The sequence below is a fragment of the Catenovulum sediminis genome, from assembly GCF_007289895.1.
In the GTDB taxonomy this organism is placed as follows: domain Bacteria; phylum Pseudomonadota; class Gammaproteobacteria; order Enterobacterales; family Alteromonadaceae; genus Catenovulum; species Catenovulum sediminis.
The window spans coordinates 1477153-1494944 of the sequence record NZ_CP041660.1 but is presented as its reverse complement, the minus strand read 5'-3'; the positions used below and the strand labels follow the sequence as shown (position 1 = coordinate 1494944).

The window sequence follows — 17792 nt, the reverse complement described above, 5'->3', positions numbered from 1 at the left end:
AGTTTGGTATCTATTGGCAACTTGCAGCAGCAGATGCTACCAATGCATTTACACCTTCAGAATAACTCGATACCCAAGGTGCTTTACCACCTTTACCGGCAGAAGCCATAACATAGTTGCGTAACTCCGCATTCGCAGACATACGGTTGGCGTTAATCGTATCCTGTGAAATACCGTTGTAGTCAGCAAACATGTTTGGTGTTGAGCCATCTTGCACGTCTAGTGATGCAGATGCGCCAGAGGTGGTACAATTTGCGTCAGATTCGTATACATAGCTGTTACTTACTTCTAAGTTGCCGTCACGTACCGCACCGTCAAACAAGTTTAGCGTCCAATCGGCTAAGTCATCACCTTTTGAGTTATCAGCCGGGTTCATAAATAAGTTATCTTCAACTAATGCACTACCGCCAACACGAATACTCATAATGTCTTTTCTATAACCATAAAATACATTATTGAACATATGCGTTTGACCTCGGCGCAACAATGGAACTCGGCGCATTGTGTTATATGAGCTAGCGCCAAAATTATCATCTGTCGTCACAAACAAGTTATTGTGAATGGTAGTCGTAATTTGCGAGTTAATGCTTCGACTGTCACTTGAACCATGTAACGCGGCTCGTTTAACGTTAACTAATTTATTGAAAGAGACAGTGATATTATACGCGCCCACTTTTACGTCAAATGCTGAATCACCCGTTGTATCAAAGGTATTTTGATGGATCCAGATATCGTGTGATTCACCTGTTGAGCGGATCATATCTGGGTCTAAGTTATGGTCTTCGGTATGACCTACACCGACAAATTTATTGTTGGTGATAATCACATTTTCAGACATATGCGTAGAAGCTCCACTGCTATCAGCGCCAATTTTAAAACCATTGAAAGTAAAGGTTGCTTTAGCACCACGACCGTCAATGGTTGTATTGCTATCAATTAGATAGTTGCGGATAGGTAAACTTTTATCATTCAATTCGTCATTGAAGAAAGTTAGCAGACAATTCGAGCTTGATACGCCTTTTGCTGAACACCAGGCATATGGGTCACGGCAGGTTGCCTCGTCTACACCTAATGCTGATTGTAAAGCTGGATCAGCACAATATGGGCGGTACATCATTAACGCTGTTTCGTTAGCAAAATCATTTTTATCAAATACAATCCAGTTGTGCTCAGGTGAAGAGATAGCGGCTAATATTTGATCTTCAGGACGGTCACTAGTAATAACAACTAACTTACTACTGCCTGCTGGATCATAACCCCCAGTTGCGTTTTCACCGTAACCAACTGGTTTACCTAATGAAGCAGATAAACATTCAATAATTTCTTGGTCACTTTGTAGTGAAGATTCACGCCAGTTAATATTGTCGTTGTTGATTAATTCAGCACAATTTGCATCGGGGTAAACCACTTCAGTGCCACCACCGGATGTTGGTGGGGTAGATGGATCGGTAGGCTCTTCGGGATCTGTCGGCTCTACGGGGTCGGTTGGTTGTTCACTTTCACCACCATTGTTCTCTAGGCTGATGTAGTAAAGGTTCATAGTGTCAATTTTAGAAATTGAGTGGCTTCCTGCGACTAGTTGTAAAGTAAGGACACCATTAGACACATCGTAACTGGTGCCATCGATGCGAATGCGGCCGTTTTCGCCTCCATTGAACACAAGGATTAATTCGCCATCGGCAACCGAAGTAAAAGTAATAGCAGTACTAGACTCAATTTTTAGCGCTTGAGTTAAGGTTAAACCATTGTAATTTACAGTGCCTTTTGAAGAAGACAAGTTGCCAGAGATGTTGTAGAAGTCACTTGAGATACCCGATTCGGTAATGTTTAACACTTCACTTTGTGTTTCTGGCGTCGGCTCAGGATCAGGGGTTGGTTCTGGATCTGGCGTCGGTTCAGGATCAGGGGTTGGCTCAGGATCTGTTGTCGGCGCACCATCACCAACTTGGCCATTACAGTCACCAGGCTCAGGGTTTGCACCTGATAGCGTTAAGCTGTCAATATTGGCTAAACCAGCTGAGCCAGTTGCATGTAGACGAACAAAATTTAATCCAGCTGTTAAGTTAACCGGCATTTGGCTTGATAGCGCATAGTTACCCCAGGCACCAGTACTTGGTAATGCCAAGTTGCCTTGTAAAATGTCGTTTACTATGACTGCCGCTGGACGATCGGTTGAGCCATTTGCATAACGTGCACTCAGTTGGTACTCGCCAGAGGCTGGTACTGAAATTGCGTAGTCTATACCCGTGCCAGTCGCATTATCTGTATTGGCAAATCCGACACCTGTATAGCCGCTGTGGTTGCTATCAATACTGCCTTCAACAGCGCAGAAACCGTTTGAGTTTTCTTCAATGGTTAAGTCTGTTGCTGCAGTCTGTACATCTGCTCTAACTGCTTCAGAATTGTATGTTTGGCCGTCGTTTCCGATAATTTTTACTGAATAATAATAGCGACCATCAGCAACATTTGTATCGGTATAACTATTGCCAGAAATACCAGAAACGATACGAACTCGGCCTTCAAGTGTGGCGTCGGTGTCTCGATAAATCTGTTGGCCTGTAATATTGTTAATATTGGCTGTTGACCATGTTAACGTCACATTATTTGCATCGACAGATGTAGCAGCTGATACACTACCAGTGTCTGGCGTTGGCTCAGGCTCTGTTGGTTGCTCTGGTTCTTCAGCATTGTTACCTAGGCTGATGTAGTACAAGTTCATTGTGTCTACTTTCGAAATAGCGTGATTGCCGGCTGCTAATGGTATAGTAAGCACACCATTGCTAACCGTATGTGTATTTCCATCTACACTAATGCGTCCACTTTCTCCCTCATTGAACACTAATACCAATTCACCGTCTGCGTTAGACGTGAAGTTTATAGCAGTACTTGATTCAATTTTAAGTGCTTGAGTTAAGGTTAAACCGTTGTAATTTACCGTACCTTTAGAGGAAGATAGATTGCCTGAAATATCAAAGAAATCACTTGATATACCCGATTCAGTAATATTTAAAACTTGACTACCTGTTCCGGGTGTTGGTGTTGGATCTTCCGGGTTCGGGTCAGTTGGAGTAGGCGTTGGCGTCGGGGTTGGTGTAGGTGTAGGAGAAGGGGTGACTGTACAGCTACCGTCTGATACAGCTAAACCCGTACTTGCACCTGCTGTGGCTAATACTATATTTGGTACGCAGTTTGCGCTATCTAAATCGTAATCGTAAGGGATTGAAATATAAGTGGTTGAGGTTGGGTTTGGCCCAGCAGGATGAATTTTATCTTCTGCTGCTGACCAAGTAATATTGTCCCAGATATTGCCACTGACTTCCCAATAACCCATGTCGTTGGTGTAAAACGTACCTAACGGATCTTTAGAGTCCGCGAAGTAGTTGTTCTCTGCTTTCATTTCACCGCCAATACGCGGATTCATACCTGACGATTGCAGACCTGTGTAATAGTTGTTGTATGCATGGGCCGTTGCATGGCGTAATAATGGTGTACGCGAAGTGATATTTTCGTACATATTATGGTGGAATGTAACCGGACCATTTTGGTCGTCACTATCGCTTGAACCAACTAACCCTCCACGGCCTGAGTTGCGTAAAATACTGTAAGATAAAGTCACGTATTTGGTGTTTGCTTTCATATCAAATAAAGCATCGTAGCCTTCACTTTCGCCACCGCTTGCTTCTAACGTGACATGGTCAACCCAAACATTAGATACATCACTTTCCATGCCAATCGCATCCCCACCATTAGAAATCGGAGAGCCTGATTTTTTAACGTTACGTACATGCACGTTTTGAATGATGATGTTGGACGCTTTACGAATATGTATACCTAATTCATCAAACAATGCACCACTGCCAACGCCAATCAAAGACACGTTGCTAATTTCTTTGAGTTCTATAACGCCATCTGCTGTATTACAGCTGTCTCCTGAAACTTTAAATGTATTGCTGTGGTTAATAGTGCCTTCAACATGAATGATGATAGGCGTATCGCTGGAAGGGCGATTACAAAGCGCCTCATGAATTTGTGTGCCTGTGGTTGCATAAACTACGTTACCACCTTGCCCCCCGGTTGTACCGCCGTTTTCCTCAGCGAAACCGCCAATTGCGGCATAGCTCTGGCTAGCCGAGATTGCTGATATTACAAAGGCAACGGCTTTACTCAATTGCCTAATAGTATTATTTTTCATATAATCCACCATGTGATTGATAGTTCATCATCGCCTGGCAGGGGGCTACAGGTACCAGCTGTAGCCATTAGTACCTGCCAGTATTAAACTTCAACAGCGATTCAACATTGAATAACCTTTGTCGTTTAATGTGCGAGTTGTGTGTTGCTTTGCCACTGTTATTTGGGTAAAGCTAAGTCACTGATTTAAAGTATTGTATCTATCAATGGCTTCATTATCCGTAATGCTACCGGTGGCAAAGCAAGGTTATAATAATCACCTTATTTTTACTTGTAAACTAAATGTTTAAATGTTGTTTTAAACTTAAAGCATTAAGGCGGCATAAACACTAGTGATCATTTTTTTTATTAATTTTAATGAGTTGAGTTCAGTTATTTTACGAATGCTATTTTGACATTGAGTTAGATTTTGCGCTTTTTACTCCATTATTCCACCCGGCATTTTTATAAAGCTATAACATATATATTTTTCGTGTTTTCATCTTTTAAAAATTAGGTAGCATAGGCACTTTAACAAGGTTAATTTTGACTCAGGTTTATTATGATACTCGCCAACACTAATATTCAGACTAATGAGAGCAATCACTCACACGAAGCGTTTAATAAGTTGAATAAAGTGTGGCGCAGGGTTGAAAAGAAACAGGCCCGTAACGCAAAACTAAAAAGCGAAATAGAAGATTTTTATAACGATTTTTCAAAAGTCGCGGGTGAAAAAGAAGCCCGTTTTACGCAAGCTTCAGCACAGTTAGTTGAGCATTTAACGCAATTTATTAGCCGCAAGTCTTTATCTGAAGCCCGCAGAATGTGTTTGATAGGCTGGATTGAATCAGAAATCGAAGATATCGAGTCAAACCCCTTTAGTGGCGATATTAATACCCACGAGCTGCGTTTAAATGTGCATGATCAAATAGCAGCCCTCGTAAATAATGATGAGATAGACAGCGACGAAGTAATTTACCCTGAGGGTGTTCGTGACTTGTTAGAGAACATGCTAGAAATGGAGATTGATTTATCTGACGACGAACTGGTCGAAATGGCATCAAACCCAGGTGCAATGCAAGATTATATCGAGAGCAAGCTGTCAGATATCGAACAAGAAGCTTTCGCAGAAGAAGATCTATTTGATGACGAAGATATATTTGGCTCAGATGATCCATTCACTGGCAGCCAATATCAACAGCATAATTTCGAAAGCGAATCTACATTAGGTAATCATTACAACAATCTGTTTAAACGTAGCCAAACCAATAAAATGTATAAAAAGCTTGCGCAAATTTTACATCCAGACAAAGAGCAAGACGAAGACAAAAAACTTGAAAAACAAACGTTAATGCAGCAGCTTTCAACAGCAAAAAAACAAAATGACGTCTTTACTATTTTTACTTTGTATAGTCAGTTTGTGCCGGATGCTGAGATAAATTTAGATGATGAATCAATCTCTGCATTAACTCTATTGTTATATCGAAAATTGGATGACCTAGACGACGAACGCGAAGACATGACGTATGAAGACACGCCGCAAAATTTAGTTTGGCGGCGTTTTGCAAACGGCTCGAAAAAACAAATTAAAGCGACCATAAAATCTCACGTTGAAATGTTAACAGTGGGGCAAATTCAAATGCTTGAAATCATCAACGAATGTACAAACCTAAAAGTATTAAATCGCTTATTAGCAGAAAGACAAGCGCAGCAAAAAATTGAAGAGCAGAAAATGTTAGACGAATTAGCTGAAGAGTATTTTTTTGAAGATTATTAAATCAAAAAACTCAATTCTATTTGTCTTATATTTATCTTATATTTGTCTTATCGCTGAGTTTGGCTATCACTTGGATAGCCAAAAAAAGCTTAACCGAAGCAAAATTCTCACGGCTTTTTTATATTAATCCGCCAATAATTGCTTTGCAGTATATTCGTTGGTGATCAGTGAATTGATTAAACGACCGTTTAATGCAGCGCGAATGGCGGATACTTTATGCGAGCCGGCGGCAATACCATAAACAGGTTTGTCAGTTTCGGGATGCAGCGGCGCGCTGACTACGCGTTCAATAATGGCGTTATCTAATATTTGGCCATTTTGATTGTATATCCAGCTGATTATTTCGCCCGCCGCGCCGTCTTGTTTGGCTTGTTGTAACTCTTCTTCCTGAATAAAACCATCCACCAATAAGGGCGGATTATCGGTAATATGGCCGACACCTACAAAAGTCGCATCAGCCTGTTCAATTAACTTAAAGATACTTTTAACCGAAAATAAGCTGTGCAAAATCAACTTTTCTTGTTCTGAGCTGGCGATCACTGGCAGTGGCATCGGGTAATGTTTTGCATTGATTCGATTCGCCATACTCACCACAATATCAAACGCAGAAGCCGAGCCATCTTTCATCATATTGCCGACAAGTGAAACAATTTTATGCTGTGCACATTGCATTGTTGGCAGCTCATCAACCATCGCTTTTAATGCGCGGCCGGTACCAAATGCCAAAGTACGAGGTTGGTCTGATCTTAAATAACGCTCAAGAATATGTGCTGAAGCTTGTGCCAAACCGGTATTATCATCGGGTGCACTTGGGTCGGTTGGGACAATTTCACATTCTATTAAATTGTATTTTTTTTTCAGTTGTGCGGCTAAATCCATACATGCGCAGATGGGATGATCAAGGCGAACCTTGATCAAACCTTCGTTAACCGCCAGCGCAACTAAACGCTGGGCTGATTGGCGAGATACGTCTAATTTTTGTGCAATTTCATCTTGGGTATTTTTTGCAACATAATATAGCCAAGCGGCTCTTGCTGCGTCTTCTAGGCGTTTTAGCTCTGAGGACGATTTACTTGTCATAATACTTTCCAATTATTTAAATAAATGTGGATATAAACTGATTAATTCTTTCCAGTGACTGATTACTTGTACACTTGGCTCAAGCTTTGTCGGCGATGATTTAGCTAAATGCGCGCCGCCCCGGTAATGAATCACTGTCATATTGGCGGCTAATCCGGCTTGTATCCCAGGTGGGCTATCTTCAATAACCAAGCAATTTTCCGGGCTAGTGCCCATTGTTTTTGCTGCGTGTAAAAACAAATCGGGGGCCGGTTTACCTTGTTTTACTTCACTTGCTGTAAACACATTTTGGCCAAAATCATCCGTTAAATTCAGTTGACTTAATGAACCGGAAACCCGTTTTGGGCTGCTGCTGGTGGCAATACATTTTTTAATTTTAAGTGCCGACAACATAGCCGAAAAACCGTTGGTTTCGTGCAGCTCCGTTTGAAAGCGTGCCAATAATGTATTTCGGTAGTCTGCTTCAAAACCATCACTTAGGCGAATTGAGAAAGTATCTTCAATTAGTTTACGAACGGTTGGAAAACTGCGCCCTAAAAAATGAGACAGTACATAATTTAAATCAACTTTTACGTCACAGGCGTTCAGTTTTTCAACAAGCACGCTGGCACTGATGATTTCGCTGTCAATTACCACGCCGTCACAATCAAAAATAATGAGCTCATAGTTTCTTTGCACTGGATACCTCTGGCGGTCATTCGATACATGCCGAGCATACGCTCTATAATTGAGCATGTTCCTATTATGTTGTCTTTTTGTCAATTATACATCGGCCTAGATTTGGGGGTTTTGCGTGTTTTGCTTCGACTATAAAGTGAATTTTGGGTGTGTAAATAATCTTTTTGTGGGCATTAGCTCTGGTGTGTTGTTTTTTGTTTAAAAAATGTAATTTAATTTTACGTGCTTAACTTATTGTATTTAATGGTTTTTGTTGTTTTTATGTAAATAAATGATATTTATTTTATTTAAACTTTGTTGACATTGATTTTGTTATTTGGTCATATAATCATAACGTGGGCATATGATCGATAGGTGTGGTGCGATAATATGCTCAGCTTAGTTTTAACAAAATACAAAAAACCGTCGATTAACGAAGAGGATTTCCCATGCTAAATACAGTAACTGGCAAATTAAAAAACACGCGTTCTAACCCATGGCAGTCAAAATTAAGCTTGCTGGCATCTGCGATTATTGCAGCATCAGCTTCAGCATATGCACAGGCTGCAGAAGCCAATGAATTTTTAGATGGGCGAGTGCATGTAAATTTTTTGGCAATGCAAAACTATCAATCGATACAAGCAAAAGAAGGTGCTTTTCGGCCAGAAGATGAAGAACAAGCCGGTGGGTTTGGTCGTCTTCGCGTTAATTTACAGTTTAAATTTAAGATCACCGAACACATCACCGCCGATGTAGATATTGCAGAAGAACCGAATGACTTTGGCAATAATGGCGATCGTGACTTTTCGTTCCACCAGGATTTTGCCGGCATTGAGTTTGACCTTTTAGGGTTAAGTGAAACCACGAAAAACAATAACGACTTAACGCTTCGTATCGGCAATATTGGTGCTGCACCATTTCAGTTTAAAGGTTTTCAAGATGGGGCAGACAACCAAGGTAATGCACTGATCGGTAATGGCATTACAGATTACGCAACAGCCGAAAACGGAATTCAGTTAAGCTATAGCCAGTCGTATGACAACGGTTTTATTCGCGCGTACAACGTGGCAGGGCATATGACCACCTCAAGCTTTGGAGAAGCGTTTCAACAAGATCGTGGTTACAACTATCGACTGCAAGGGACGTTAGAATTTGCAGGCGGATTTAAAGCTGGCCTAAACTTATTTAAAGCGAATCAAGGCGACCAACTGACTTTTGAAAATGGCATGGCAAGCCTGAGCGGTGTCACAACCACCAACTATCGTTTTGGTGACGGCGAAAACTACAACTTCTCAGCGTCTGCATCCAGTGAGCGTGACACGCATGTTGGTGCATTGCCGGGCCTTAATCAATCCATTGTACAACTGAACTTAGCGTATCAACCTACTGAGCAAACCAGTGTGATCTTTATGCTCGGAAAATCTGCCGACGACTATACTTTTGCAGATACAGCAGGTAATGCCGTTGCAGGTATTACTTATTTTGGCAGCAATGGTGTTGCTGATCCAGAAGGTACTACTTTTGATTCAAACAACGTGATCAAAGGGGATAGTTCTGTTGATTATTGGGTGCTGGAAGCGCAGCAGTATTTGCTTCCCAACAAATTTTATTTAGCGGCGCGTTACTCTGCAGCTGAAAACTCATCTGATTTAATTGAACAATCAGATAACGAAGTCACTCGTTTACAGGTTGGCGCGGGTTATTGGTTAAACGAGCGCACATTGTGGAAGTTTGAATATGTTGACCAGGATGAAGGTGTTAACTCTGGTGGTCAAATTGGCCAAGGTTTTAGCGGCGTTACATCTGAACTATCAGTTAAATTTTAGTGGGGTTCCAAAATGTTTAAAAAACTATCTATGATGTTGTGCGGTGCGCTTGCTTTAAGCACGACCGTCAATGCAGAAACCATCACCATTGCGACCGTTAATAATGGTGACATGATCACCATGAAAGAACTCAGCAGTGATTTTGAAAAGAAACACCCGAATATCAACTTAAAGTGGGTAACACTGGAAGAAAATATTCTGCGTCAGCGCGTTACAACCGATGTTGCGACCCGAGGTGGTCAATATGATGTTATGACAATTGGCACATATGAAGTGCCGATTTGGGGAAAACAAGGTTGGCTAAAATCGTTGGATAATCTAGGTCCGTCATATGATTTGGACGATCTGTTACCTGCGATCAGAAGTGGATTAACAGCAGAAGGCAAACTATACGCAGCTCCATTTTACGGTGAAAGTTCAATGGTGATGTACCGCACTGATCTAATGGAAAAAGCCGGATTAGAAATGCCAAAAGCGCCAAGCTGGGATTTTATCCGCAAAGCAGCGGCCGCGATGACAGATAAAGAGGCAGGCGTTTATGGTATTTGCCTGCGCGGTAAAGCTGGGTGGGGTGAAAATATTGCTTTGATTACCTCTATGTCTAACTCATTTGGCGCTCGTTGGTTTGATGAAAACTGGCGACCCCAATTCAACACACCAGAGTGGAAAAATACCCTCAATTACTATGTTGATTTAATGAAAAAGTATGGACCGCCCGGTTCGTCCGCAAATGGCTTTAATGAAAATCTTGCTTTATTCCAAACCGGAAAATGTGGGATCTGGATTGATGCAACCGTCGCAGGCGCATTTGTAACAAATGAAAAAGACTCGCAAGTTGCTAACCAAGTCGGTTTTGCATTGGCGCCCGATAATGGCCTTGGCAAGCGAGGTAACTGGTTGTGGGCTTGGTCTTTGGCGATCCCTTCAAGCAGTAAAAAATCAGACGCAGCAATGAAATTTATCAGCTGGGCGACGTCAAAAGAGTACTTAGCATTAGTAGCCAGCCAAAAAGGCTGGGCTAAGGTGCCGCCGGGTACGCGTATCTCTTTATACAATAATCCTGACTATTTAAAAGCTGCGCCTTTTGCGCAAATTACACTGGACTCAATACAATCGGCCGATCCGGTTAACCCAACCGTTAAGCCCGTACCGTATGTCGGTATGCAATTTGTCGCAATCCCCGAATTTCAGGGCATGGGCACAGCAGTGGGCCAGCAATTTAGTGCTGCACTGACTGGCCAAATGAGCGTTGAACAGGCTTTGCAAAACTCACAACGCCTAGTTGAAAGAACCATGCGTAGAGCACGGTATATCAAGTAGTCATTCCGGGTAAGTCAGCTGCAGTTAGCGGCTGATTTACCTCTAATTTTTTTAGTAAGAGTTTTAGTAAGAGGGCTGGACCATGGCGACAACTCACTCTCGTACCTTAGCCAAATTGATGCTGCTCCCATCCGTTAGTTTGTTACTGATATGGATGATAGTGCCACTTTGCATGACGTTATATTTCTCATTTTTAGATTATAACTTGCTGATGCCAGGCGACAATGCATTCATAGGCTTGATGAATTACGAGTTCTTTTTAACCGATCCTGCATTTATTGAATCATTTTTTAATACCTTATTGCTGGTATTGGGTGTGTTATTTATCACAATTGGCGGTGGAATTGGTTTAGCTATATTGCTCGATCAAGCCATTTGGGGACGAAACTATGTACGCATTATGGTTTTAGCTCCGTTTTTTGTAATGCCGACCGTATCCGCGTTGGTTTGGAAAAATATGTTTATGAACCCAGTAAATGGTTTATTTGCCCATTTTGCTGAGTTTATCGGTGTCACACCGGTTGATTTTTTTGCCGAAATGCCGTTGTTATCCATCATTATTATTGTGTCTTGGCAGTGGCTACCATTTGCCGCATTAATTTTACTGACAGCCATTCAGTCGCTTGATCGCGAACAACTTGAAGCAGCCGAATTAGACGGTGCAGGCCCATTCAGTAAGTTTATTTATATTGTCGTGCCGCATCTGTCGCGCGCGGTAACAGCGGTTATCTTAATAGAAACCATCTTTTTATTGTCAATATTTGCCGAAATATTAGTGACAACCAGCGGTGGTCCGGGTTACGCATCTACCAATATTACTTACCTAATTTACACCCAGTCGTTATTGCAGTTTGACGTCGGTGGCGGTTCTGCCGGCGGTATCGTCGCAGTCATTATTGCCAATATAGTGGCCATTTTCTTAATGCGTTTAATTGGTAAAAACCTAGAGGGTTAAAAGCGATGAATACAAATAATCAAACCAAAGCGATTTATACCATTCTGGCGTGGACCATTAGCGGATTAATCTTTTTCCCTATTTTATGGACTGCGATCACCAGCTTTAAAACCGAAGCAGAAGCCATATCCAGTTCGCCAAGCCTGTTTATGTTTGAATGGACACTTGAAAACTACTCAGATGTATTGGCGCGTTCGCCCTACTTTGAGCATTTTTGGAACTCTATCGTGATATCGGTTGGCTCTAGTTTAGTGGGGTTGTTAATCGCGATCCCGGCGGCTTGGTCTATGGCATTTGTGCAAACCAAGCGCACTAAAAATTTATTAATGTGGATGTTATCAACCAAAATGTTGCCACCTGTCGGTGTGCTTATCCCGATTTATTTACTGTTTCGCGACACCGGATTATTAGATACCAAACTGGGTTTAGTGATTGTGATGACACTCATTAACTTACCGATTATGGTTTGGATGTTATACACCTACTTTAAAGAAATACCGCATGAAATTCTTGAAGCGGCGCGTATGGATGGTGCCAGTATTAAAGACGAAATATTTCATGTATTGCTGCCAATTGCGTTACCGGGTATTGCATCGACTATGTTACTTAACGTGATACTGGCGTGGAATGAAGCCTTTTGGACACTCATTCTAACCGCGGCAAATGCCGCACCTTTAACGGCATTTATTGCCAGTTATTCAAGCCCCGAAGGTTTGTTTTATGCAAAGTTATCGGCAGCTTCAGTGATGGCCATCGTGCCAATTCTTATCCTTGGTTGGTTCAGCCAGAAACAATTAGTGCGCGGGCTTAGCTTCGGCGCTGTTAAATAGAGGGCATTGAAATGGGAAGTATTACATTAAAACAAGTGACTAAAAGCTTCGGCGACGTAAACGTGATTAAACCGTTAGACTTACAGATACGAGATGGTGAATTTATCGTATTTGTTGGCCCCTCTGGTTGTGGTAAATCTACTTTACTACGGATGATCGCCGGTTTAGAAGACACCACCAGCGGCACAATTGAAATTGGCGGGCAAGACGCCACCCACATGCCACCTGCTAAACGTGGATTGGCGATGGTGTTTCAATCATATGCACTTTATCCGCATATGTCGGTGAGAAATAACATCGCGTTTCCGCTGAAACGTGCAAAGGTCGAGCCTGAGGTTATTGAAGAGAAAATTACCACAGCCGCCAAAATGCTGAATTTAACAGATTATCTAGACCGCAAACCTGGACAATTATCGGGTGGCCAGCGTCAACGGGTTGCGATTGGCCGTGCAATCGTACGCCAGCCGTCAGCATTTTTGTTCGATGAGCCTTTATCGAACCTCGATGCCTCGTTACGGGTGAACATGCGTCTTGAAATTTCTGAGCTGCATAAAAGTCTGAATACCACCATGATTTATGTCACCCATGATCAGGTTGAAGCAATGACAATGGCCGATCGTATCGCCGTATTTAATGGTGGTGTGATTGAACAAGTCGGCACACCGCTTGAGTTATATCAAAAACCGGTAAACCGCTTTGTTGCCGGGTTTATTGGCTCGCCAAAAATGAATTTTATAGATGTTCAACCCAGTGCAGGTGATGCAACACACTGTATCGGGGTGCGTCCTGAACATTTGCAAGTGACGCAAGACAATGGCTTATGGACAGGTAAAGTAGGCGTAATAGAACATTTAGGCTCTGAGACGTTTTTGCATGTTCATGTTGAAAATACCGGTACATTAACCGTTAAAACCGATGGAGAATGCCCGTTAAAATATGGTGATGTGATTAATTTAACGGCACCACAAAATAAGATCCTGCGTTTTGACAAAGCCGGCAACACAATTACCACCGACACAGCCGACAAGCCAGCAATCTCATCTGCTAGTTAAGTTCTACTGATTCACTATTCCCAAAGTGTTAAAGGCAAGGATGCCTTCTTTTTATTGAAACAATTCAAAATTAAAAATACTATTTTCCATTGTTTAATTTTATCAGCTCAGCAAAACATCATTCAGGGAGAGAATATGTCATCTAACGTTAGAAATTTTTTATACTTTGTTATTTGCGCGGTTTTTGCTATTGCCCTGACAGTTTATTTTTTAGATAAGCAATTTTGGATTAATCAAACGCAATCTAGCCAAGTCGCACAAAATACAACAGCAATAACAGAAGAAACCCCTTCAGCAAAATTAGTTTCAAAAGTTAAATACGCCCATCGGCATGTTGCAAGGTTCGATCAGTACCGGTGTACGGATAATTCAATCGGTGAAATTCAATATAAACAAACACACGGTTTGTATACCTGGGTTGACGAGCGCGGCGTTACGCACATCAGTGATCAAAAACCAAAACAACATCGAGCATTAAAATACCAGGTCGCCAACCAACAAGCGCTTGACTATTTTGCCTTGAATTTACAAACACTGGGATTGCCAGCTGCTTTTAAAAATGAGCTGGAAAGCAAATTAAATGCAGTTTTTAAAATTTACGCGCATTTACTGGGTATAGGCAGCTTGAAAAAAATTGAACTGAATTTAAAAGTGCTCGCTAACAAACAACAGTATTTACAAGAATTAGCAAAGCTAGGTTGGACAGGCGGTCAGTCTGTCGGGGTATATTCATACGCGGCAAACTCAGCTGTTATTCAATACACTGACTACCAACAAACTATGCAAACGGCAATTCATGAAGCAGTACATGCGATAAACGCAGGCTTGTTTGGAATTACAAACGACTGGATGAATGAAGGTTTAGCAGAGTATTTCGAAAAAATTGAAACTCAGTTACAACAGCGAATAGTAAAAACAAATGGTAGTTGGTTAAATAAAATGCACCAAGTTGCACACCAATTTATACCATTAGAAGATTTGCTAACGGCTAACATAGGGCTGGTAGCAGACAATAAAAAACATGCGTTGTATGCCAACAGCTGGGCTTCTATGTATTTTTTAATGAGTTCAACACAAGGGCGCGTGTTACTGAAAGCCCTGATGAAAGCAGAGCAAGAATCACCTTGTATAAAATTAAATAAAAAACAGATACAACAGTTAGCCAAGTAATATATGGCAAATTTATCTCAGCGTTATGCCAATTGGTATGCCGACTTAAATAAACAAGGGGTAACCGCTTCACATAATTTTTAACGGCAAACATTTTAACTTGCCCCTTTCGATTTTCTTTGTTTAAATACCGCGTATCTTTCGAAACGAAACTTAAAAACAAGAAAAACGAAATTTTGTCGAAACGAAATACTCAACAAAGACGCCATAAAATCGTTCAGCAACTCAGTGAAACGGGTGAAGTTACGGTTGATGCATTAGCCGAGCAATTTGCCACTTCAGTTGTGACGATCCGCAAAGATTTAGCCGAGCTTGAAAAAAGTGGTTTGTTGCTGCGCCGCTATGGTGGCGCGGTTCCTTTACCGCAAGAAGTGATTTCCGATGCTGAAAAAACAGTATCAGCAGCCAAACAAGCGATTGGTGAACAAGCCGCCCAGTTAATACGCGATCATAATCGCATCATCATCGACAGTGGCCGCACTACAGCGAGTTTAATCGCGCATTTAAACCAAAAAAATGGTTTAGTTGTGATGACAAATGCCCTGCAAGTCGCCAACCAATTACGCGAACTCGAACATGAACCCACCATATTAATGACAGGCGGCACCTGGGATCCGCATTCAGAATCTTTTCAAGGACAAGTTGCCGAGCAAGTGTTACGTTCATATGACTTTGACCAACTATATATAGGTGCAGATGGCATTGATTTAGCCCGCGGAACAACTACCTTTAATGAATTGATTGGTTTAAGCCGCGTGATGGCAGAGCAAGCACGCGAAGTGATCGTGATGATAGAGTCAGACAAAATTGGCCGGCGAATTCCTAATTTAGAATTAACTTGGCAACAAATTACAACCTTAGTAACGGACAATGGTATTCAAAAAGAAGCCATTCAACAAATTGAAAAAATGGGTGTCAACGTCGTTGTGGCACAGCAAACAACAGATAAATAGGAAATAAGATAATGTGTGGAATAGTAGGTGCAGTTGCACAACGTGATGTAGCCGAAATTTTATTAGAAGGTTTGCGCCGTTTAGAATACCGCGGATACGATTCAGCGGGTTTAGCGGTTATTCAAAATGGTGAATTACAACGCATACGTCGAGTCGGTAAAGTTAAAAACTTAGCGGACAGTGTTGCAGAAAACTTTATCGGTGGCGGAACCGGTATCGCACACACGCGCTGGGCAACGCATGGTGAACCAACCGAACGCAACGCGCACCCGCATTTATCCAACGAGCGCATTGCAGTTGTACACAATGGCATTATCGAAAACTACAAAGAACTAAAAGCAGATCTGCAAGCATCTGGTTACGGATTTCAGTCAGATACAGATACAGAAGTATTAACCCACCTAATTCATCAATTTATCGACCAAGGTTTAAGCTTATTAGAAGCGGTGCAAAAAGCGGCTAAAACCGTAACAGGCGCTTACGGCACCGCCATTATCGACAAACAAAATCAAGATGAAATGGTTGTTGCACGCTCTGGTAGCCCGTTGGTTATTGGTTTAGGGATTGGCGAAAATTTTGTAGCATCTGATCAATTGGCGTTATTGCCGGTTACCAGTCGTTTTATTTATCTTGAAGAAGGTGACGTGGCACGCATCAGTCGTAAAGAAATTGAAATTTTTGATAAAACCGGCGCAAAAGTCGAGCGCAAAGTGAACTTGGTTGATGCAAAAGCCGATTCAGCAGACAAAGGCGAATATCGCCATTACATGATGAAAGAAATCTACGAGCAACCTACATGCGTGCGCCAAACGTTAGAAGGCCGTTTGACATCTACAGGCGTCGAAAAAGGCATTTTTGGTAACGGCTTTGAAGAGATGGTGCCACAAATTAAACACGTCACTATAGTTGCCTGTGGTACCAGTTATCATGCTGGTATGGTGGCTAAATACTGGTTTGAACAATACGCAGGTGTTAGCTGTAGTGTCGAAATTGCTTCAGAATTCAGATACCGCAAATTTTACGTACACGAAGGGAGTTTGTTTGTTTCTATTTCGCAATCGGGTGAAACCGCAGACACCTTAGCCGCACTTCGGTTAGCACAAGAGCAGGGTTATTTATCTTCATTAACCATCTGTAATGTAATGGGTTCTTCACTGGTTCGTGAGTCAGACTTTAACTTTATGACCCGTGCCGGCACTGAGATTGGGGTTGCTTCAACTAAAGCCTTTACCACTCAGTTAGTGTCGTTATTAATATTGGTATTAACCTTAGGTAAACACAAAGCGTTAGCCAGCGAAGCAGAACAAGCAATCTGCGCTGCGCTTATGCAATTGCCGGGCAAAATAGAACAAGCACTATTAGCAAACTCTGAAATTGAAGATTTAGCCGAAGAATTTGCAGACAAACACCATGCCTTGTTCTTGGGCCGAGGTGACCAATACCCAATCGCAATGGAAGGTGCATTAAAGCTAAAAGAAATCTCGTACATTCACGCAGAAGCGTATGCTGCAGGTGAGCTAAAACACGGCCCAATCGCCTTGATTGATGCAGAAATGCCGGTAATTGTAGTGGCACCTAATAATGAATTATTAGAAAAGCTACACTCAAACGTGGAAGAAGTACGCGCACGAGGCAGTATCTTATATGTATTTGCAGATAAAGATGCCAAATTCCAAAGTGACGAAACGCAGCGCGTGATTAATGTTGTACCAACCGAAGATATTGTCGCGCCGATTGTTTACACCATACCGCTGCAATTGTTGTCTTACCACGTTGCCGTGATTAAAGGGACAGACGTAGACCAACCTAGAAACTTAGCAAAATCAGTGACGGTTGAGTAACAAGAGTTGCTGATTTAATAGGACTGTGGATAAGCCATAAAGAGTCATATCAGTGCGGTGATTTATGAGCTGACTTATTGTCAGCTCAGTGTTAATTGCGGAGTGTGGTGCTAACTCGTTTATGCCCCATTCAAAGTTACACTTGATAGGCTTCTCTGTTC

12 protein-coding genes are annotated in these 17792 nt (G+C 41.8%); 9 read left to right on the top strand and 3 right to left on the bottom strand.

Going from position 1 to position 17792, the window contains the following annotated elements:
* Positions 1-10: 10 nt before the first annotated feature.
* Positions 11-4192 carry a pectate lyase family protein gene (locus FNT16_RS20730; RefSeq protein WP_143870680.1) on the bottom strand — a complete coding sequence of 1394 codons (4182 nt, stop codon included), beginning with the start codon at positions 4190-4192 and terminating at the stop codon, positions 11-13.
* Between the two features lie 540 nt (positions 4193-4732).
* Here FNT16_RS20730 and FNT16_RS05990 point away from each other — a divergent pair.
* Positions 4733-5947: a hypothetical protein gene (locus FNT16_RS05990; protein ID WP_143870679.1), complete on the top strand. Its 1215-nt coding sequence runs from the start codon at positions 4733-4735 to the stop codon at positions 5945-5947.
* A gap of 123 nt (positions 5948-6070) precedes the next feature.
* On the opposite strand, the gene FNT16_RS05985 is transcribed toward FNT16_RS05990, so the two are convergent.
* A complete protein-coding gene (locus tag FNT16_RS05985) occupies positions 6071-7027 on the bottom strand; it encodes a sugar-binding transcriptional regulator (protein ID WP_143870678.1) in 957 nt (318 codons plus the stop codon).
* 12 nt (positions 7028-7039) lie between these two features.
* Positions 7040-7705 (bottom strand): HAD family hydrolase, encoded by a 666-nt coding sequence (locus FNT16_RS05980; RefSeq protein WP_143872886.1) that lies wholly within the window; start codon positions 7703-7705, stop codon positions 7040-7042.
* A gap of 428 nt (positions 7706-8133) precedes the next feature.
* On the opposite strand from FNT16_RS05980, the gene FNT16_RS05975 reads away from it, so the two are divergent.
* The 8 genes from FNT16_RS05975 to glmS all read left to right on the top strand — a co-directional run bounded on the left by FNT16_RS05975 (position 8134) and on the right by glmS (position 17631).
* Complete coding sequence (locus FNT16_RS05975; RefSeq protein ID WP_143870677.1) at positions 8134-9510, top strand: hypothetical protein; 1377 nt, start codon at positions 8134-8136, stop codon at positions 9508-9510.
* 12 nt (positions 9511-9522) lie between these two features.
* Positions 9523-10830, top strand: coding sequence for an ABC transporter substrate-binding protein (locus FNT16_RS05970; protein WP_143870676.1), 1308 nt, complete (start codon positions 9523-9525; stop codon positions 10828-10830).
* 82 nt (positions 10831-10912) lie between these two features.
* Positions 10913-11785: a carbohydrate ABC transporter permease gene (locus tag FNT16_RS05965; protein ID WP_143870675.1), complete on the top strand. Its 873-nt coding sequence runs from the start codon at positions 10913-10915 to the stop codon at positions 11783-11785.
* Between the two features lie 5 nt (positions 11786-11790).
* A complete protein-coding gene (locus FNT16_RS05960; protein ID WP_143870674.1) occupies positions 11791-12615 on the top strand; it encodes a carbohydrate ABC transporter permease in 825 nt (274 codons plus the stop codon).
* 11 nt (positions 12616-12626) lie between these two features.
* Positions 12627-13667: an ABC transporter ATP-binding protein gene (locus FNT16_RS05955; protein ID WP_143870673.1), complete on the top strand. Its 1041-nt coding sequence runs from the start codon at positions 12627-12629 to the stop codon at positions 13665-13667.
* A gap of 135 nt (positions 13668-13802) precedes the next feature.
* Positions 13803-14837 carry a DUF1570 domain-containing protein gene (locus FNT16_RS05950; protein WP_143870672.1) on the top strand — a complete coding sequence of 345 codons (1035 nt, stop codon included), beginning with the start codon at positions 13803-13805 and terminating at the stop codon, positions 14835-14837.
* A 176-nt stretch (positions 14838-15013) separates the two neighbouring features.
* A complete protein-coding gene (locus tag FNT16_RS05945) occupies positions 15014-15790 on the top strand; it encodes a DeoR/GlpR family DNA-binding transcription regulator (protein WP_143870671.1) in 777 nt (258 codons plus the stop codon).
* 11 nt (positions 15791-15801) lie between these two features.
* Positions 15802-17631 (top strand): glutamine--fructose-6-phosphate transaminase (isomerizing), encoded by a 1830-nt coding sequence (glmS, locus tag FNT16_RS05940; protein ID WP_143870670.1) that lies wholly within the window; start codon positions 15802-15804, stop codon positions 17629-17631.
* Positions 17632-17792 lie beyond the last annotated feature (161 nt).